The organism is Streptomyces sp. NPDC038280 (assembly GCF_055600045.1).
On sequence record NZ_JBVJYZ010000013.1, the window covers coordinates 69,272 to 89,126 of the forward strand.

The following is a 19,855-nucleotide window of genomic DNA, read 5'->3' on the forward strand; positions in this document are numbered from 1 at the left end:
GTGACAGGTACATGGCGCTGACTTTCGATTCCGGGCGGATCTGCCTGGATCTGGCGGCGGAAGAGCTCGACCGTACCGACGCGCTCGACCAGTGGCTCAGGGCGGCCGGACTCGTACCCGCCACCACCCCGCTCCGCGCCCTCGACGCCTGCTGGGTCGCACGCTTCCGGGAACTGCGGGACTGTGTCGGCGAGTTGGTCGGCGCCCAGATCGAGGGCCGGTGCGCCGACGCCGCCCTGGAGCGACTCAACACGCTGGCGGCGGCCGCCGCGCCGCCCGCGCCCCGCGCCGTCCGTACGGAATCGGGCCTGCTCGTGCGGGTGCTGAGCGGCGAACCCGACTGCCTCGCGCTCCTCGCCGCCGTCGCCCGCGACGCCGTCGACCTGCTCACCGATCCCGTCGCGCGGGGGCGTCTGCGGCAGTGCGAAGGGGACAACTGCCGCCGCTGCTACCTCGACATGTCCCGCGGGCTCCGCCGCCGCTGGTGCTCCAGCGAGGTGTGCGGCAACCGCGAGCGCGTCGCCCGCCACCGCCGGCGGCACAGCGCCGTCCCGGCGCGGGCCTGAAGGCCGGCTGCGGCGGCGTCCGCCGGACCCGGCGCCACCCTTCGAAAAAATCCTCGTGCCCGTTGAGTCGATTCCCGTCCGTCTCCGTAGTCATGGGGGACAAGCAGTCAGACAGGGTCTCGACCAGGAGGTTCAGGTGCGCAAGGATGCCGCCGTGGCCGATGACCGTCCGCACAGGGCCCGGCATCGCAGTCAGGCATCACGCTTCGACCCCTCTGTCCCCGACGAGGAGTTGATGCGTGAGCTCTACCGCGAGCACGCCGGCCCTTTGCTCGCCTATGTACTCCGACTCGTCGCCGGCGACCGCCAGCGCGCCGAGGACGTCGTACAGGAGACGCTCATCCGTGCCTGGAAGAACGCCGGTCAGCTCAACCGGGCCACCGGCTCTGTCCGACCTTGGCTGGTGACGGTCGCCCGTCGCATCGTCATCGACGGCCACCGCAGCCGGCAGGCCCGGCCGCAGGAGGTCGATCCGTCGCCGCTCGAGGTCATGCCCGCGGAGGACGAGATCGACAAGGCGTTGTGGCTCATGACGCTCTCAGATGCGCTCGACGATTTGACCCCGGCCCACCGGGAAGTGTTGGTCGAGACGTACTTCAAGGGGCGTACGGTCAATGAGGCAGCCGAGACGCTCGGCATACCCAGCGGGACCGTCCGGTCCCGCGTGTTCTACGCACTGCGTTCCATGAAGCTCGCGCTGGAGGAGAGGGGGGTCTCGGCATGACGACGTACGAACACGAATCGGTCCACGACGCGGCGGGTGCGTATGTACTCGGCATTCTGGACGCCGCCGACGCCGCCGCCTTCGAGGCGCATCTGGCGGGATGCGAGCTCTGCGCGGCACACCTGGACGAATTCGCCGGCATCGAACCGATGCTGGCCATGCTCGCGGACGCCTCCGGTCCGCCGCCCGTCGTACGTCCCGTCGCGCCCGCACCCACCTCGGGTCCGCCGCTCCTCGACCGGCTCGTGGACGAGGTCGCCGTCAAGCGCGCCCAGCGCCGCCGCCGCACCAGGTACCTCGTCGCGGCCGCCGCGGCCCTGATCATCGGCGGCCCCGTCGTCGCCGTGGTCGCCACGTCCGGAGGCGGTACGGAGAACCGGGCCGGCGCCGACCCGCACCCCACCAGCCCCGCCGAGGACGCCTTCTTCAACCACATGGACGAGAAGGTCCGGGCCACGGACGCGACCACCAAGGTCAGTGCCACCGTCGGCATGGAGAAGAAGGGCTGGGGCACCCACGCCGTCCTGGAGCTCAAGAACGTCAAGGGTCCGCTGAAGTGCAATCTCGTCGCCGTCTCCAAGAACGGCGAGGAGGAGATCGTCACCTCCTGGGCGGTCCCGAAGTGGGGCTACGGCATCCCGGGAGCCTCCGAGGAGATGGCCAGGAACCCGCTGTACGTCCACGGCGGCGCGGCGATGGACCGCAACGACATCGACCACTTCGAAGTGCGTACATTCGATGGCAAACGCCTCGTGGAGGTCGACGCCTGAGACGGAGCCTGACAGAGCCGCCCCCTTCGCGTACGCTCGACGGCTGCCCAGTGCACGTCAGAAGGGGGCCTCGGTGGCCACGCAGGAAGCCGACGGTGTGGTCGATACGGTCCGGGACCGCGAGATCGGTGTCGAGCAGGACCATCTCGACCAGGTGTACCGCCGCCTCGAGGAGAAGATCCACGAGGCGGAGTTCCTCATGAACGACGCCGCCAAGCGCGGCCAGGTCGGCACGCCCGGCGCGCTCGCCGAGCGCGACGCGCAGGTGTTCCGGGCCGGTATCCATCTGAACCGGCTCAACAACGAATTCGAGGACTTCCTCTTCGGCAGGATCGATCTGCTGCGCGGCAAGGACGGCAAGAAGGGCCCCGACGGGGCGTACACCTCGATCGAGCCCGCCGAGGACGCCGTGGCCGGGGACAACACCGCCGAGATCGCGGAGACCCTCCACATCGGCCGCATCGGCGTCCTGGACTCCGACTACTCGCCGCTGGTCATCGACTGGCGCGCGCCCGCCGCGGCGCCCTTCTACCGCTCCACCCCGGTCGATCCCGGCCGAGTGGTCCGCCGCCGGGTCATCCGCTCCAAGGGCCGCAAGGTCCTCGGCGTCGAGGACGACCTGATGCGTCCGGAGCTGAAGGCCACCCTCGGCGGCCGGGACCTCCCGGTGATCGGCGACGGCGCCCTGATGGCCGCTCTCGGCCAGGCCCGCGGGCACACCATGCGCGACATCGTGGCCTCCATCCAGGCGGAGCAGGACATGGTCATCCGGGCGCCCGCCGCCTCGGTGACCTACGTCGAGGGCGGGCCCGGCACCGGCAAGACCGCCGTCGCCCTCCACCGGGCCGCCTACCTGCTCTACCAGGACCGGCGGCGGTACGCCGGCGGCATCCTGATCGTCTCGCCGACTCCGCTGCTGGTCTCGTACACCGAGGGCGTCCTGCCGTCCCTCGGCGAGGAGGGGCAGGTCGCGATCCGCGCGGTCGGTTCCCTGGTCGACGGCGTCGAGGCCACCGCGTACGACGATCCGGCCGTCGCCCGCCTCAAGGGCTCCTCCCGAATGCTGAAGGTGCTGCGCAAGGCCGCCCGTGGGGCGCTGGAGACACCGCCCCCCAGACGCACCGGACAGCTCGCCCTCGGCGAGGACGAGGAGCCCCAGGGCGCCCCCGGCACACCCACCCGGCTGCGGGTCGTCGCCTTCGGCCGCCGTCTGGAGCTGGAGAACGACGAACTCCAGCGCATCCGCCACAACGTCCTCGGCGGCTCCGCCCCCGTCAACCTGCTGCGCCCGCGCGCCCGCAGGCTGCTCCTCGACGCGCTGTACGCCAAGTCCGGCGCCGGCACCCGCCACACGGACCCGGAGCTCGCCGCCGAACTCCGCTCCTCCTTCGACGAGGACATCACCTCCGAGGACAGCTTCCTCGCCTTCCTCGACGCCTGGTGGCCCGAGCTCACCCCCCGCCAGGTGCTCGCCGCGATGGCGGACGAGAAGCGGCTCGGCCGCTGGGCCCGCCGGATCCTCAACCCCGGCGAGGTGCGCCGGGTGTCCCGTTCGCTGCGCCGCGACGCCCTGTCGGTCCATGACGTCGCGATCCTGGACGAGCTGGAGCTGCTCCTCGGCGCCCCGGCCCGGCCCCGCAAGCGGCGCGACCTGGACCCGCTGGACCAGCTGACGGGTCTGGAGGAGCTGATGCCCGTACGCGAGGAGACACAGCGCGAGCGGGCCGAGCGGCTGGCGCAGGAGCGCACCGAGTACGCCCATGTCATCGTCGACGAGGCGCAGGACCTGACGCCGATGCAGTGGCGCATGGTCGGCCGGCGCGGCCGGCACGCCACCTGGACCGTGGTCGGCGACGCGGCCCAGTCGTCGTGGTCGACGCCGGACGAGGCCGCCGAGGCCCGTGACGAAGCCCTGGGGACCCGTCCCAGGCGCCGTTTCGAACTCACGGTGAACTACCGCAACCCGGCCGAGATCGCCGAGCTGGCGGCCAAGGTGCTGGCCCTGGCGATGCCCGGCAAGGAGTCGCCGCGCGCGGTCCGCTCCACGGGCGTCGAGCCGCGGTTCGTGGCCACGGGTGGCGGGGACCTCGCCGAGCTGGTCCGCGAGGAGGCACAGCGCCTCCTGGACCGGGTGGACGGCACGGTGGGCGTCGTCGTCGCCATGAACCGCCGCGAGCAGGCGGCGCGCTGGCTCGCCGGTCTGGGCGAACGGGTGGTCGCGCTCGGCAGCCTGGAGGCGAAGGGGCTGGAGTACGACGCCACCGTCGTCGTCTCGCCGGCGGAGATCGCGGACGAGTCACCGGCCGGTCTGCGGGTGCTGTACGTGGCGCTGACCCGCGCCACACAGCAGTTGACGGTGGTCTCGGGGCAGCGCGACGAGCCGGACGCGGCGGGCGTTCCGGACCTGCTCAGGGACTGATCCCGGGGGCCTTCCCGCTGCTCCCGTCCGGGCCTTCGCGTCAGGACGGCGAGTCAACTCGTCAGGAAGGAATCACTTACCGGGGTGGTTTGTTAGCCTGTAGGTGGCACCGGCTCGATCCAAGCCCCCGGGCCCAACCTTCGTCGCTCAGAGCGACCACTTGCCGCGAGGCGAGCATGGCGGGTCGGTGCCACTTGGTACGTACATACAGAAGAGGTCCGCGTCACCGCTCCGGTGGCGCGGACCTCTTCTGTTTCATCATCACTTCTCGTATGGTGGAAAACAGTTTCCGAAAACAAAATGACCGCATTACCTGCTACCCGCAGGTAGGTGCGACCATCGGAGGGCGCCGCCGGGCAACCAGCCGTGGCGGCGTAGCAACGAAGCTAGGGAAAGCAGAGGAACCCGGTCATGGCAACGGCGCCCAGCGTCTCGTACTCGATGACGGTCCGGCTGGAGGTGCCCGCCAGCGGAACGGCGGTCTCCCAGCTCACCACGGCCGTGGAGTCCTCCGGCGGCTCCGTCACCGGCCTCGATGTGACCGCCTCAGGCCACGAGAAGCTGCGGATCGACGTCACCATCGCGGCGACCTCGACCACCCACGCGGACGAAATCGTCGAGAAGCTCAGCGGCATCGAGGGCGTCACCCTCGGCAAGGTCTCCGACCGTACGTTCCTGATGCACCTCGGCGGCAAGATCGAGATGGCGTCGAAGCATCCCATCCGCAACCGTGACGACCTCTCCATGATCTACACCCCGGGTGTCGCCCGGGTCTGCATGGCGATCGCCGAGAACCCCGAGGACGCCCGCCGCCTCACCATCAAGCGCAACTCCGTCGCAGTCGTGACGGACGGCTCCGCCGTCCTCGGTCTCGGCAACATCGGCCCGATGGCCGCGCTGCCCGTGATGGAGGGCAAGGCGGCCCTCTTCAAGCGCTTCGCCGGCATCGACGCCTGGCCGATCTGCCTCGACACCCAGGACACCGACGCGATCGTGGAGATCGTCAAGGCCATCGCCCCCGGCTTCGCCGGCATCAACCTCGAGGACATCTCGGCACCGCGCTGCTTCGAGATCGAGGCGCGTCTGCGCGAGGCCCTGGACATCCCCGTCTTCCACGACGACCAGCACGGCACCGCGATCGTCGTCCTCGCCTCCCTCACCAACGCGCTGCGCGTGGTCGGCAAGGCCATCGGGGACGTACGGGTCGTCATGTCCGGCGCCGGAGCGGCCGGTACGGCCATCCTGAAGCTGCTGATCGCCGCGGGTGTGAAGCACGCCGTCGTCGCCGACATCCACGGCGTCGTCCACGCCGGCCGCGAGGACCTGGTGGACGCCGCGCCCGGGACGCCGCTGCGCTGGATCGCCGACAACACCAACCCCGAGGGCGTCACCGGCACCCTCAAGGAGGCCGTCGTCGACGCCGACGTCTTCATCGGTGTCTCCGCCCCGAACGTCCTGGGCGGCGACGACGTCGCCGCGATGGCGGACGGCGCGATCGTGTTCGCGCTCGCGAACCCGGACCCCGAGGTGGACCCCGCAATCGCCCGCCAGACGGCGGCAGTTGTGGCCACCGGCCGCTCGGATTTCCCCAACCAGATCAACAACGTGCTGGTCTTCCCCGGCGTCTTCCGCGGTCTGCTGGACGCGCAGTCCCGGACCGTCAACACCGAGATGATGCTCGCCGCCGCAGCCGCCCTCGCCGACGTCGTCACCGACGAGGAACTGAACCCGAACTACATCATTCCGTCCGTCTTCAACGACAAGGTCGCGGGCGCGGTCGCGGGCGCCGTCCGCACCGCCGCCAAGGCCGCCGGCCCCGCTGTGACGGGCCCCACGTCCGCCTGACCCTACGGCGCGTCGCGGGCACCGGGGCCGTAAACCCACCTTTAGGGTGGCGATTCGGCTCCATGGAGTCCCCGCGGAGTCGACGGAACGTCACGATGACGAGGCAGTGGCGCTTTTCGTGTGACTCCGGGGGGTGCCGGATTGGCTTTCCCGCCGCTGGTGGGGGCAGGATGCTCCATTGAGGGCCTGCGCCCCAGGGGGAACCCCACCGGCGCGGCGGGTCTGAGGGCAGACCCGGGTCCGGGGACTGTCCGAGGGCCCTGGCAGCATCGGCTTCGATCTCACGCCTCACAGGCAAGAAGAACACGGGAGTAACAACATGAACCGCAGTGAGCTGGTGGCCGCCCTGGCCGACCGCGCCGAGGTGACTCGCAAGGACGCCGACGCCGTGCTGGCCGCTCTCGCCGAGACCGTCGGTGAGATCGTCGCCAAGGGCGACGAGAAGGTCACCATCCCCGGCTTCCTGACCTTCGAGCGCACCCACCGTGCCGCTCGCACCGCTCGTAACCCGCAGACCGGCGACCCGATCAACATCCCGGCCGGTTACAGCGTGAAGGTCTCCGCGGGCTCCAAGCTCAAGGAAGCCGCCAAGGGCAAGTAACACCCCGAGGCAACGGAGGAGGGCGGTCACCCTGTCAGGGGGTGGCCGCCCTTCGCCGTTGCGTACGCCTCTCGGTGGCAGGGGTCCGTGGCGGGCGTTCCCGTCAGGGTTTCCTGTCAGGGAGGCGGCACGAAAACGGCCCCCGCCGAAGCGGGGGCCGTCGTCTTTCGCCGGGTCAGACGAGCGCCCTGCCCGGGAGTTCGACCTTCGCGCCGAGCTCGACGAGCTTCTCCATGAAGTTCTCGTAGCCGCGGTTGATCAGGTCGATGCCGTGGACCCGGGACGTCCCCTGGGCCGCCAGGGCCGCGATCAGGTACGAGAAACCACCCCGGAGGTCCGGGATGACCAGGTCGGCGCCCTGGAGCTTCGTGGGGCCGGACACGACCGCCGAGTGCAGGAAGTTCCGCTGGCCGAAGCGGCAGTCCGAGCCACCCAGGCACTCGCGGTACAGCTGGATGTGGGCACCCATCTGGTTCAGCGCGGACGTGAAGCCCAGCCGCGACTCGTAGACCGTCTCGTGGACGATGGAGAGCCCCGCCGCCTGGGTCAGGGCCACCACCAGCGGCTGCTGCCAGTCGGTCTGGAAACCGGGGTGCACGTCCGTCTCCAGGGCGATCGCGTTGAGCGAGCCGCCCGGGTGCCAGAAGCGGATGCCCTCGTCGTCGATCTCGAAGGCGCCGCCGACCTTCCGGTACGTGTTGAGGAAGGTCATCATCGAGCGCTGCTGGGCGCCGCGCACATAGATGTTGCCCTCGGTCGCCAGCGCCGCCGACGCCCAGGAGGCCGCCTCCAGGCGGTCCGGGAGCGCCCGGTGGGTGTAACCGCCGAGGCTGTCGACGCCGGTGATCCGGATCGTGCGGTCGGTGTCCATCGAGATGATCGCGCCCATTTTCTGCAGGACGCAGATCAGGTCCTCGATCTCCGGCTCCACGGCCGCGTTGGAGAGCTCGGTCACGCCCTCCGCCAGCACGGCCGTCAGCAGCACCTGTTCGGTCGAGCCGACCGAGGGGTACGGCAGCCGGATCTTCGTGCCGCGCAGTCGCTGCGGGGCCTCCAGGTACTGGCCGTCCGCCCGCTTCTCGATGGTCGCGCCGAACTGCCGCAGCACCTCGAAGTGGAAGTCGATCGGCCGGCCGCCGATGTCGCAGCCGCCCAGGCCCGGGATGAAGGCGTGGCCGAGGCGGTGCAGCAGCGGACCGCAGAAGAGGATCGGGATGCGCGACGAGCCGGCGTGGGCATCGATGTCGGCGACGTTGGCCGACTCGACGTGGGACGGGTCGAGGATCAGCTCGCCGGGTTCGTCTCCCGGCCTGACCGTCACACCGTGCAGCTGCAGGAGCCCGCGGACGACGCGGACGTCACGGATGTCGGGCACATTGCGCAGTCGGCTCGGCCCGCTGCCGAGGAGTGCGGCGACCATCGCCTTGGGCACGAGGTTCTTCGCGCCGCGGACGCGGATCTCGCCCTCGAGCGGGGTTCCGCCGTGGACAAGCAGTACATCGTCTGTGCCGGTCATGAATCTCGCGTTCCGGAGAGGTGGGCAGGGGGCCAGGGAAAAGGGTACGGCGCTTCTACCCCCGTTCTGTAAGGCCAAGGCGGCCTCGGGCATGTAATGAATTCGGCACAGCACTATCTGTCCCCCGAGCCTCGCGGAGCGTCACCGTCCGTTTGTTCGAGAGGAGGCGGTGCGGGCGCGTGCGCGGTCCCCTGTGTACTGCGTGGCCATCGCACATCACCGGGGCCCGCCGTACAACCCCCGCGAAGCGCGAAGATGCGGGATCATGTCTCGCATGACCGAGGTGTCCTCGCTCACAGGACGGCTGCTCGTCGCCACCCCCACGCTGGTGGACCCGAATTTCGACCGCGCGGTGGTGCTCCTCCTCGACCACGACGACGAGGGCTCCCTCGGCGTGGTCCTCAACCGTCCGACCCCGGTCGGCGTCGTGGAGATCCTTGAGCAGTGGTCCCCCCTCACGGGTGAGCCGGGCGTGGTCTTCCAGGGCGGTCCCGTCTCCCTGGACGCGGCCCTGGGCCTCGCCGTGATCCCCGGTGACGAGGGCCCCCTGGGCTGGCGGCGGGTCTACGGCGCGATCGGTCTGGTGGACCTGGAGACCCCGCCGGAACTCCTCGCGGAGGCCCTCGGCTCCTTGCGGATCTTCGCCGGCTACGCGGGCTGGGGCCCCGGCCAGCTGGAGGAGGAGCTCACCCAGGGCGCCTGGTACGTCGTCGAGTCGGAACCGGGGGACGTCTCCTCCCCGCGCCCGGAGAGCCTGTGGCGCGCGGTGCTGAGACGCCAGCGCAACGAGCTGGCGATGGTCGCCACGTACCCGGACGACCCGTCGCTGAACTGACCCGCTCGGCTTTCAGTACCCTTGGCATTTATGAGCACTCTCGAGCCCGAGCGCGGGGCAGGTACGGGAACCCTCGTAGAGCCGACGCCGCAGGTGTCCCACGGTGACGGCGACCACGAGCGCTACGCCCATTACGTTCAGAAGGACAAGATCATGGCGAGTGCCCTCGACGGCACTCCCGTGGTGGCACTGTGCGGCAAGGTCTGGGTGCCGGGGCGTGACCCCAAGAAGTACCCGGTCTGTCCGATGTGCAAGGAGATCTACGAGTCCATGGGTCCCGGTGGCGGGGACAAGGACAAGGGCGGCAAGGACAAGAAGTAGGGACCGCCGGCGTCGGGGTTCTTTTCGCAGGGGACGGCCCCCGGCGCGCGTACTCGGGTACGCGCGCCGGGGGCCGTTCGCGTGCGCTCGCGGGCCTGGTGCCGGTGTTCGCGTTGCAGGGCGTGCAACCGCTGGTCACAGAGTGGTAGAGACCACTTGTCGCGCTCTCCGCACGGGCCTAACCTCACGCGTGTTGTGCAGCACGAAACGTTCGTTGCGCATGCTGCAACGCCATCGGAGGGGATCCCGTCATGAAGCTTCCTGCCCGAATCGCCGCCCCGATCGCCGCCCTCGCGCTCGCCGGCCTCGCCGCCACCGCCGGGTGCGCCCCGCAGATCTCCGACACCGGCGCGACGAAGGACGAGGCGAGCGGCACCCTGCGCGTCTGGCTCTTCCGGGAGGTCAACAACAAGCCCAAGGAGCAGGTGGTCGAGGCTGCCGTCGCCGCGTTCGAGAAGCGGCACCAGGGGGTGAGGGCCGAGGTGGAGTACATCCCGGTCGACACCCGCGCCCAGCGCGTCAAGGCTGCCTTCAACGATCCCAAGAGCGCGCCGGACCTGGTCGAGTACGGCAACACCGACACCGCCGGTTACGTGAAGGACGGTGGACTCGCCGACATCAGCGCCGAGTTCGGGGCGTGGCCGGAGGCGAAGGACACCGACCCGACGGCGCGGACCTCGGTCACGGTGGACGGGAAGGTGTACGGCGCGCCGCTGTTCGTGGGGGTGCGCGCGTTGTACTACCGCACCGACGTCTTCCGGGAGATGGGGCTCGCGGCGCCGAAGTCGCAGGCCGAGCTGATCGATACCGCGAAGAGGATCCACAAGGCGAAGCCGGAGCTGTACGGCATCGCCGTCGGCGGCGCGTACACCTATGGCGCGATGCCGTTCATCTGGGCGAACGGCGGTGAACTCGCCGACGGGAGCGGTGGGGCGTACAAGGCCGCGGTCAACAGCGAGGCGGCGCGCAAGGGCATCGCCTCGTACACCTCGCTCTTCGGCGACGACAACTGCCCTGCCGCCAAGTGCGCCTCGATGGGCGGCAACGCGACCGTCACCGCCTTCGCCTCGGGCAAAGCGGCGATGGCGATCGGCGGCGACTTCAGCCACGCGGCGGTCGAAGCGGGCGCGGTGAAGGGGAAGTACGCGGTGGTGCCGCTGCCGGGTGTGGCGGCGGGCTCGATCGCGCCGCCCTTCGCCGGTGGCAACAACATCGGTGTCCTGAAGAGCAGTTCACACCGGACGCTGGCGGTCGACCTGATGAAGTCCCTGGCCGGGAAGGAGACCCAGGGCAAGCTCTTCGACGCGATGGGATTCCTGCCGACGTACACGGACGTGCGGGCGGACGTGGCGAAGAGGGAGCCGTTCGTGAAGCCCTTCGTCGACTCGCTGGGCGCGGGGGCCAAGTTCGTGCCGGCGTCACCGGGCTGGGGCCGGATCGACGCGTCGCTGGTGCTGCCGACGATGTTCCAGGAGATCGTGAGCGGCCGTAAGGACGTGGCGGCCGCGTCGGACGACGCGGCGAAGAAGATGGACGCGGCGTTCGCCGCGGCGGGCCGACTCGGATGATCGAGGGTACGAAGACGCGCGCCGCGGGGCCGGCGGTGGCGCCGGCGGGAAGCGCCGTCGGGGCGGGCCCCCGCACGGCTTCCGGCCGTAAGGCCTCCGGTGGTGGCCCCGGTCGCCGGGGCGGCTGGACGCCCTGGCTCTATCTCGCCCCCGCGCTCGTCGTGCTCGGCGGGCTCCTGGTCTACCCCATCTACCAGCTGGGTCTTATCTCCTTCCTGGAGTACACCCAGGCCCAGGTCAGCGGTGGCGAGCCGACCTCCTTCCAGGGCCTCGGCAACTATTCCGCCCTCTTCTCCGACAGTCAGTTCTGGCAGGTCCTGCTCGCCACCCTGCTCTTCGCCGCCGCCTGTGTCGTCGCCACCCTCGCCGTCGGCTGCGCGCTCGCCGTGCTCCTCACCCGGATCCGCGCCGTTCCCCGCCTCGCGCTCATGCTGGCCGCGCTCGGGGCTTGGGCGACACCCGCCATCACCGGGTCCACCGTCTGGGTGTTCCTCTTCGACCCGGACTTCGGCCCCGTCGACAAGGTCCTGGGGCTCGGCGACTTCTCCTGGACGTACGGGCGCTACAGCGCCTTCGCGCTCGTTCTGTTCGAGGTCGTGTGGTGCTCGTTCCCGTTCGTGATGGTGACCGTGTACGCGGGTATCAAGGCCGTCCCGGGCGAGGTCCTGGAGGCCGCGTCGCTCGACGGCGCCTCGCAGTGGCGCATCTGGCGGTCCGTCACCGCGCCCATGCTGCGGCCGATCCTCGTCGTCGTCACGATCCAGTCGATCATCTGGGACTTCAAGGTGTTCACGCAGATCTATGTGATGACCGGCGGCGGCGGTATCGCCGGTCAGAACCTCGTCCTCAATGTGTACGCCTACCAGAAGGCCTTCGCGTCCTCCCAGTACAGCCTGGGTGCGGCGATCGGCGTCGTGATGCTGCTGATCCTGCTCGCGGTCACTCTGGTCCACCTCCGTCTGCTGCGACGCCAGGGAGAAGAACTGTGAGCCTCCCACGCCCCCTCGCGCGCCCTCGCCCCCTTCCGCGCCCCTTCCCGCGTGTCCGCCGCCCCGGCCGCCTCGCCGCCGAGGCCCTCGCTCTCCTCGTCGCCGCCGTGGTCGCCTTCCCGCTGTACTGGATGGTCCTCTCGGCCCTCAAGCCGGCGGGCGAGATCCAGTCGACCGATGCGCGCCCATGGACCCTGTCCCCGTCCCTGGATTCCTTCCGGCGCGTCTTCGAACAGCAGGATTTCGGCCGTTATTTCGTCAACAGTCTGGTGGTAGCGGGCTCGGTGGTCGTCGCCTCCGCCCTCATCGCCTTTCTGGCGGCGACGGCCGTGACCCGCTTCCGCTTCCGGCTCCGCACGACCCTGCTGATCATGTTCCTGGTCGCGCAGATGGTGCCGATCGAGGCGCTGACGATCCCGCTCTTCTTCCTCATGCGGGACTTCGGCCAGCTCAACACCCTGGGGTCGCTGATCCTGCCGCACATCGCCTTCTCGCTGCCCTTCGCGATATGGATGCTGCGCGGCTTCGTCAAGGCGGTCCCGGAGGCCCTGGAGGAGGCGGCGTACATCGACGGGGCGAGCCGCACCCGCTTCCTCTGGCAGATCCTCTTCCCGCTGGTGTTCCCCGGCCTGGTCGCGACGAGCGTCTTCTCCTTCATCTCGACGTGGAACGACTTCCTCTTCGCCAAGTCCTTCCTCATCAGCGACACCTCGCAGTCCACCCTCCCCATGGCCCTGCTTGTCTTCTTCAAGCCGGACGAGAACGACTGGGGCGGGATCATGGCCGCGTCGACCGTGATGACGATCCCCGTGCTCGTCTTCTTCGTACTCGTACAGCGCCGCCTGGTCTCGGGCCTCGGCGGCGCGGTGAAGGACTGACCCGCCATGTCCCTGACGGACCTGATCCCGGCTCCGCGTGCCGTCGCCCACGGCGGGGCGGGCGGCTGCTTCTCGCTCGACGAACACACCACGCTCGATGCTGGCCCGGGCACCGAGGGCGTGGCGCGGTGGCTGCGTGCCACGCTCGGAGCCGCCACCGGGCTTCCGTTCGCGGAAGGCCCCGGGCCGCGCGATGTCCGCCTGCGGCTCAGTGACGCGGTGGGACGCGAGCTCGGCCCTGAGGGCTACCGGCTGTCCACCGACGGGTCGGTCGAGGACGTCGCCGTCCTCATCGAGGGCGGCAGCGCGGCCGGAGTGTTCTGGGGAGCCCAGACGCTGCGGCAGCTGCTGGGCCCCGACGCGTACCGCAAGGCGCCCATCGGCCCGCCGGGCCGTGGCTGGGACCTCCCCGAGGTCACGATCGACGACGCCCCCCGCTTCTCCTGGCGCGGCCTCATGCTCGACGTCTCACGGCACTTCATGCCCAAGGACGACGTCCTGCGCCATCTCGACCTCCTCGCCGCGCACAAGCTCAACGTCTTCCACTTCCACCTCACCGACGACCAGGGCTGGCGCATCGAGATCAAGCGCCACCCGAGGCTCACCGAGGTCGGCGCCTGGCGTTCGCGTACGAAATGGGGGCACCGCGCCTCACCGCTGTGGAGTGAGGTCCCGCACGGCGGTCACTACACCCAGGACGACATCCGCGAGATCGTCGCCTACGCCGCCGAGCGGCATATCAGCGTGGTCCCCGAGATCGACATTCCCGGCCACTCGCAGGCCGCCATCGCCGCGTATCCGGAACTCGGCAACACCGATGTCATCGACACGACCTCCCTCACCGTCTGGGACACCTGGGGCGTCAACCCGAACGTACTCGCCCCCACTGACAACACCCTCCGCTTCTACGAGGGCGTCCTGGAGGAGGTGCTGGACCTCTTCCCGGCCGAGACATCGCCCTTCGTCCACATCGGCGGCGACGAGTGCCCCAAGGACCAGTGGAAGCGATCGCCGACCGCCCGGGCGCGAATCCGGGAGCTGGGGCTCAAGGACGAGGACGAGCTCCAGTCCTGGTTCATCAGGCACTTCGACAACTGGCTGACCGCGCACGGCCGTCGCCTGATCGGCTGGGACGAGATCCTGGAGGGTGGACTCGCGCCCGGCGCCGCCGTCTCCTCCTGGCGCGGGTACGCGGGCGGCATCGCCGCCGCCGAGGCCGGTCACGACGTCGTCATGTGCCCCGAGCAGCACGTCTACTTGGACCACCGCCAGGCCGCCGGCCACGACGAGCCGATGCCCATCGGATACGTACGCACCCTCCAGGACGTGTACCGCTTCGAGCCCGTTCCACCGGGGCTCTCCGCCGAGGCGGCCGCCCACATCCTCGGTACCCAGGCCAACGTCTGGACCGAGGTCATGGAGAACCGCGCCCGCGTCGACTACCAGGTCTTCCCGCGCCTGGTGGCCTTCGCGGAGGTCGCCTGGTCCGCGCTTCCCGCACCCGCCGAGCGCGACTTCGCTGATTTCGAGAGGCGAATGACCGTCCACTACCGGCGCCTTGACGCCCTCGGCGTCGACTACCGCCCCCCGGCCGGCCCCCTGCCCCGGCACCTGCGCCCCGGCGTCATCGGTCGCCCGATCGAGGGGACGCCCCCGAACGTGTGAGCCCGGCGGACAGGTGGTCGCCCCGCGCCCCGCCGCCCGGGACGGCGGAGGACCACTCGGCGCCCCCGGGGCCGCGTGGGTGCCCCGGCGCCGCCGGACCGGTCGGAACCGTCAAGAACAAGTCGCCCGAGGATCGTCGAAGAACGGCAATCCGCATGTGCCGCCAATGTTGTGGCAAATCGGGCCATCTCTCTGGTCAACGGACGTCCGGGACGGAAGCATCCTTCGCGGACCCTCTCGTCGGTCGGCTCGGAAGATGTGCCAGAGTTGCCACGTCCGGGCTGTGAGGACGTACCGTACGGCCTCACAGGCGGGACAGCCGGGACAGCCGGGACACCGGGAAGGGGCAGCTGGGTTGACCACGCACGCACCGCAGGCGGCGCAGTCCGTGATGCTGCCGACCTCGCTCGACGAGGCCGTGGCGGCGCTCAGCGCCATGCCCGCCGCCGTGCCCGTCGCGGGCGGCACCGATCTGATGGCGGCCGTCAACAGAGGTCAATTGCGCCCGGCCGGACTCGTCGGCCTCGGCCGGATCAACGAGACCCGCGGCTGGCAGTACCAGGACGGCAACGCCCTCCTCGGCGCCGGCCTCACCCACGCCCGCATGGGCCGCCCCGACTTCGCCGCCCTCATCCCCGCGCTCGCCGCGGCCGCACGCGCGGCCGGCCCGCCGCAGATCCGCAACGCCGGAACGCTCGGCGGCAACATCGTGACCGCCGCCCCGACCGGCGACTCCCTGCCCGTCCTGGCCGCTCTGGAGGCGGACCTGCTGATCTCGGGCCCGGCCGGCACGCGCGAGATCCCCGTCTCCCATCTGCTGGCCGGCCGGGAGATGCTCGGCCCGGGCGAACTCATCGGCTTCGTGCGCGTGCCGCTCCTGCACGCCCCGCAGGTCTTCTTCAAGGCGACGGGCCGCACCGGTCCCGGGCGGGCCACGGCCTCCGTCGCCGTCGTCCTGGACCCGGCGCGGCGCGGGGTGCGCTGCGCGGTCGGCGCCATCGCGCCCATGCCGCTGCGTCCGCTGGAGGCGGAGCGGTGGATCGCCTCGCTGATCGACTGGGACGGTGAGCGCGGGCTGGCACCGGAGGCGCTGACGGCCTTCGGCGAGTACGTCGCCGCCGCCTGCATCCCGGACCCGGTGGCCGTCGACGGCGAGGAGCCGCCGGCGCTGCCGCCCGCCGTACTGCATCTGCGGCGCACGGTCGCCGCGCTGGCCCGACGGGCACTGGGGAGGGCGCTGTCGTGAGCACCGACGAGAACGAGAACGAGAACCAGCGGCCGGAGCCGCGGCAGGGCGGCTGGCAGCCCGTCCCGCACGGCGGCGAGTACGACGCCGAGGCCACCGCGTTCGTACAGCTGCCGCCGGACGACCTGCTGGACGGGGCGCCGCTGGCCGCGCCGGGGCACGGTTACGTGCCGCCGCAGTTCACGCCGCCCTCGATCGTCCCGCTGACGCCGGCCGCCGGCACCGACCCGGCCGCGACGGGCACCTGGGTCGTCCAGACGCCCGCGCCCGCCCCGGACCCCGCCGTGGAGTCCTCGGGCGAGCAGGTGACCTGGCCGGAGCCGGGCGCGGCGCACGACCCGCGGGCGACGGGACAGTGGACCTTCCCCGAGGCAGCGGAGGGCGGGCCCGGCGTCCCGGCTCCCTCGGAGCTGACGGGGCAGTGGACGATCCCGGTCGCCCAGGGGGACCTTCCGGACGAGTCGGGCGAGTTCACGACATCGGCCCTGATGTCCCAGTGGGCGGGCGGGACCCCGCCGGCCACGCTGCCCGGCGGAGCGCCCGCGCCCTGGGCCACGCCCGCCGTGCAGCACCCCGAGCCGACGCCGGAGCCCGACGCGGGGGACGCGGAGTCGCCCTACCCGACGGCGGGTGAGCCGGTCACCGGCCCGCCGACCCTGCCCGGGGGCGCACCCGCCCCCTGGGCGACGGAGGCGGCCGGAGCCGCGGCACCGGGTGCCGGAGAGGCAGCCGGCGCGGAGCCCGCGGCCGAAAACCCCGCCGCCCCCGTGGAGCCCCACGAGCCCCTGGAGCCGGTGGAGAGCGCGCACGGGCCCGCACAGCCCGTGGAGCAGCCCCTGGAGCCGTTCGCGGAGCCCGTGGGGCAGCCCGCGGCCGAGGCTGCCGTCGTCATCCCCACCACGAGCAGCAGCGACAGCGACGAACACCCCCACGGCTCCTACGTCCTGCGCGTCAACGGCGCCGACCGCCCCGTCACCGACTCCTGGATCGGCGAGTCGCTCCTCTACGTCCTGCGCGAGCGCCTCGGCCTCGCCGGGGCGAAGGACGGCTGCTCCCAGGGCGAGTGCGGCGCGTGCAACGTCCAGGTGGACGGGCGGCTGGTCGCCTCCTGCCTGGTGCCCGCGGCCACCGCCGCCGGCAGTGAGGTCCGTACGGTCGAGGGCCTGGCCGTCGACGGCGAACCGTCCGACGTCCAGCGCGCCCTCGCCAAGTGCGGAGCCGTCCAGTGCGGCTTCTGCATCCCCGGCATGGCGATGACCGTCCACGACCTCCTGGAGGGCAACCACGCCCCCAGCGAGCTGGAGACCCGCCAGGCGCTCTGCGGCAACCTCTGCCGCTGCTCCGGCTACCGGGGCATCGTCGACGCCGTCCAGGAAGTGGTCGCCGAGCGCGAGGCGAGCGCCGCGGCCTCCGCGAGCGCCGCCGGTTCCGCCCGTGCGGCGCACCCCCCGCAGGCGCCCACCCAGGGCGCCGGCGACGAGCTCCGCATCCCGCACCAGGTTCCCCACCCGCACGACGGAGGCATGGCGTGAGCAACGACGCGGCCACCGCCACCACGGCGGTCGACGGACCCCAGCAGGAACCGCCTGCCCACGGCCTCGGCGCGTCGCTCCCCGCGGCCGACACCCGGGCCAAGACCGAGGGCACGTTCCCGTACGCCTCCGACCTGTGGGCCGAGGGGCTGCTCTGGGCCGCGATCCTGCGCTCGCCGCACGCGCACGCGCGGATCGTGTCGATCGACACCACGGCCGCCGCCGAGATGCCGGGCGTACGGGCCGTGGTGACGCACGCCGACGTCCCGGGTGACCCGGCCTACGGCCGTACCGTCGCCGACCGTCCCGTCTTCGCCACCGACCTCGTGCGCCACCACGGCGAGGCGATCGCCGCCGTCGCCGCCGACCACCCCGACACGGCCCGGCTGGCCGCCGCGGCCATCGCCGTCGAGTACGAGATCCTCGACCCGGTCACCGACCCGGAGAAGGCGTTCGCGGCAGAACCGCTGCACCCCGACGGCAACCTGATCCGCCACATCCCGCTGCGATACGGGGACCCGGACGTCACCGGTGACGTGATCGTCGAGGGCCTCTACCGCATCGGCCGCCAGGACCCGGCCCCCGTCGGCGCGGAGGCCGGCCTCGCCGTGCCGCGCCCCGACGGCGGCGTCGAGATCTACACCGCGTCCACCGACCCGCACACCGACCGCGACCTCGCGGCGGCCTGCTTCGGCCTCGAAGCCGACCGGGTCAAGATCGTCGTCACCGGCGTTCCCGGCGCGACGGGCGACCGTGACGACCCCGGCTTCCAGATCCCGCTCGGCCTGCTGGCCCTGCGTACCGGCTGCCCCGTCAAACTCACGGCCACCCGCGAGGAGTCCTTCCTCGGCCACGCCCACCGCCATCCCACCCTGCTGCGCTACCGCCACCACGCGGACGCCGAGGGCCGACTGCTGAAGGTCGAGGCCCAGATCCTCCTCGACGCGGGCGCCTACGCGGACGCCTCGTCGGAGTCGCTGGCCGCGGCGGTCGCCTTCGCCTGCGGCCCGTACGTCGTGCCGCACGCCTTCATCGAGGGCTGGGCCGTCCGTACGAACAACCCCCCGTCCGGCCATGTGCGGGGCGAGGGCGCGATGCAGGTCTGCGCCGCGTACGAAGCGCAGATGGACAAACTGTCCGCCAAACTCGGCATCGAGCCCACCGAACTGCGGCTGCGCAACGTGCTGGCTACGGGCGACATCCTGCCCACCGGCCAGACCGTCACCTGCCCCGCCCCCGTGGCCGAACTCCTCCAGGCCGTACGCGACTTCCCCCTGCCGGCCCTCCCCGTGGACGCTCCGGAGGACGACTGGCTCCTCCCCGGCGGCCCGGAGGGCGCGGGCGAACCGGGCGCCGTACGCCGAGGAGTCGGCTACGCCCTCGGCATGGTCCACATGCTCGGCGCCGAGGGCACGGACGAGGTGTCGACCGCCACCGTCAAGGTGCACGACGGCGTCGCGACCGTCATCTGCGCGGCCGTCGACACCGGTCAGGGCTTCACCACGCTGGCCCGCCAGATCGTGCAGGAGACCCTGGGCATCGACGAGGTCCACGTGGCCTCCGTCGACACCGACCAGCCCCCGGCGGGGCCGGCCACCCACGGCCGCCACACCTGGGTCTCCGGCGGAGCCGTCGAACGCGCCGCGAAGATGGTGCGCACCCAGCTCCTCCAGCCGCTGGCCCACAAGTTCGGCATGTCCACCGAGCTGCTCCAGATCACCGACGGCAAGATCACGTCGTACGACGGCGTCCTCTCGACGACGGTCACGGAAGCCATGGACGGCAAGGAACTCTGGGCCACCGCCCAGTGCCGACCCCACCCCACCGAGCCCCTCGACGAGGCGGGCCAGGGCGACGCCTTCGTCGGCCTCGCCTTCTGCGCGATCCGCGCGGTTGTGGACGTGGACATCGAACTCGGTTCGGTCCGCGTCGTCGAAATGGCGGTCGCCCAGGACGTGGGCCGGGTCCTCAACCCCGCCCAACTGGCCACCCGTATCGAGGCGGGCGTCACCCAGGGCGTCGGCACCGCCCTCACGGAGAACCTCCGCACTGCCCGCGGTGTCGTCCGCCACCCCGACTTCACCGGCTACGCCCTCCCCACCTCGCTGGACGCCCCGGACATCCGCATCGTCAAGCTCGTCGAGGAACGCGACGTGGTCGCCCCCTTCGGCGCGAAGGCGGCGAGCGCGGTGCCCGTGGTGACCTCCCCGGCGGCGGTGGCCTCGGCGGTCCGCGCGGCGACGGGGCGGCCCGTCAACCGCCTCCCGATAAGACCCCAGGCGGCGGTGGCGGCGCCCGTCCAGTGACGGCCTGAACCGACCCCTTCCGTACGCTCGGGATGCACTCTGTCACTGTCAGTGACTACAGTGTGTCCCGACGT

16 protein-coding genes are annotated in these 19,855 nt (G+C 71.4%); 15 read left to right on the forward strand and 1 reads right to left on the reverse strand.

The annotated features are described in order from the left end of the window. Positions 1-11 precede the first annotated feature (11 nt). The 6 genes from ACZ7J0_RS24090 to ACZ7J0_RS24115 all read left to right on the forward strand — a co-directional run bounded on the left by ACZ7J0_RS24090 (position 12) and on the right by ACZ7J0_RS24115 (position 6,925). Positions 12-566, forward strand: coding sequence for a CGNR zinc finger domain-containing protein (locus ACZ7J0_RS24090; protein WP_470890553.1), 555 nt, complete (start codon positions 12-14; stop codon positions 564-566). A gap of 136 nt (positions 567-702) precedes the next feature. Continuing rightward, complete coding sequence (locus tag ACZ7J0_RS24095; RefSeq protein WP_468710880.1) at positions 703-1,290, forward strand: sigma-70 family RNA polymerase sigma factor; 588 nt, start codon at positions 703-705, stop codon at positions 1,288-1,290. Continuing rightward, positions 1,287-2,060, forward strand: a complete 774-nt coding sequence (locus ACZ7J0_RS24100) for a zf-HC2 domain-containing protein (RefSeq protein WP_470890555.1) — start codon at positions 1,287-1,289, stop codon at positions 2,058-2,060. The genes ACZ7J0_RS24095 and ACZ7J0_RS24100 overlap by 4 nt, the downstream gene beginning before the upstream one ends. A 73-nt stretch (positions 2,061-2,133) precedes the next feature. Then, a complete protein-coding gene (locus ACZ7J0_RS24105; RefSeq protein ID WP_470890557.1) occupies positions 2,134-4,479 on the forward strand; it encodes a HelD family protein in 2,346 nt (781 codons plus the stop codon). A gap of 411 nt (positions 4,480-4,890) precedes the next feature. Beyond that, on the forward strand, positions 4,891-6,324 hold the full coding sequence (locus tag ACZ7J0_RS24110; protein WP_470890559.1) for an NAD-dependent malic enzyme: 1,434 nt from the start codon (positions 4,891-4,893) through the stop codon (positions 6,322-6,324). Between the two features lie 319 nt (positions 6,325-6,643). Further along, a complete protein-coding gene (locus tag ACZ7J0_RS24115) occupies positions 6,644-6,925 on the forward strand; it encodes an HU family DNA-binding protein (RefSeq protein WP_003968811.1) in 282 nt (93 codons plus the stop codon). Positions 6,926-7,100: 175 nt separating this feature from the next. Here the strand turns inward: ACZ7J0_RS24115 and murA are convergent, their stop codons facing one another. Then, the gene (gene murA, locus ACZ7J0_RS24120) at positions 7,101-8,441 is read right to left on the reverse strand and encodes a UDP-N-acetylglucosamine 1-carboxyvinyltransferase (RefSeq protein WP_468710874.1); all 1,341 of its coding nucleotides are present in this window, start codon (positions 8,439-8,441) and stop codon (positions 7,101-7,103) included. Positions 8,442-8,715: 274 nt separating this feature from the next. On the opposite strand from murA, the gene ACZ7J0_RS24125 reads away from it, so the two are divergent. From ACZ7J0_RS24125 to ACZ7J0_RS24165, 9 genes are all read left to right on the forward strand, one after another. After that, entirely contained in the window at positions 8,716-9,276 is a 561-nt protein-coding gene (locus ACZ7J0_RS24125; RefSeq protein WP_470890768.1) for a YqgE/AlgH family protein, read from the forward strand. A 30-nt stretch (positions 9,277-9,306) separates the two neighbouring features. Then, a complete protein-coding gene (locus ACZ7J0_RS24130) occupies positions 9,307-9,597 on the forward strand; it encodes a DUF3039 domain-containing protein (RefSeq protein ID WP_468710871.1) in 291 nt (96 codons plus the stop codon). A gap of 251 nt (positions 9,598-9,848) precedes the next feature. Further along, complete coding sequence (locus ACZ7J0_RS24135; RefSeq protein WP_470890562.1) at positions 9,849-11,165, forward strand: extracellular solute-binding protein; 1,317 nt, start codon at positions 9,849-9,851, stop codon at positions 11,163-11,165. Next, a complete protein-coding gene (locus tag ACZ7J0_RS24140) occupies positions 11,162-12,154 on the forward strand; it encodes a carbohydrate ABC transporter permease (protein ID WP_470890564.1) in 993 nt (330 codons plus the stop codon). Before ACZ7J0_RS24135 ends, ACZ7J0_RS24140 begins: the two co-directional genes overlap by 4 nt. Next, entirely contained in the window at positions 12,151-13,032 is an 882-nt protein-coding gene (locus tag ACZ7J0_RS24145) for a carbohydrate ABC transporter permease (RefSeq protein WP_470890565.1), read from the forward strand. Before ACZ7J0_RS24140 ends, ACZ7J0_RS24145 begins: the two co-directional genes overlap by 4 nt. A gap of 6 nt (positions 13,033-13,038) precedes the next feature. After that, the gene (locus ACZ7J0_RS24150; RefSeq protein ID WP_470890567.1) at positions 13,039-14,697 is read left to right on the forward strand and encodes a beta-N-acetylhexosaminidase; all 1,659 of its coding nucleotides are present in this window, start codon (positions 13,039-13,041) and stop codon (positions 14,695-14,697) included. A gap of 355 nt (positions 14,698-15,052) precedes the next feature. Further along, positions 15,053-15,943, forward strand: coding sequence for an FAD binding domain-containing protein (locus ACZ7J0_RS24155; RefSeq protein WP_468710863.1), 891 nt, complete (start codon positions 15,053-15,055; stop codon positions 15,941-15,943). Beyond that, positions 15,940-17,475, forward strand: coding sequence for a (2Fe-2S)-binding protein (locus tag ACZ7J0_RS24160; protein WP_470890568.1), 1,536 nt, complete (start codon positions 15,940-15,942; stop codon positions 17,473-17,475). The genes ACZ7J0_RS24155 and ACZ7J0_RS24160 overlap by 4 nt, the downstream gene beginning before the upstream one ends. Beyond that, complete coding sequence (locus ACZ7J0_RS24165; protein WP_470890570.1) at positions 17,472-19,781, forward strand: xanthine dehydrogenase family protein molybdopterin-binding subunit; 2,310 nt, start codon at positions 17,472-17,474, stop codon at positions 19,779-19,781. Before ACZ7J0_RS24160 ends, ACZ7J0_RS24165 begins: the two co-directional genes overlap by 4 nt. The last annotated feature ends 74 nt before the right edge of the window (positions 19,782-19,855 follow it).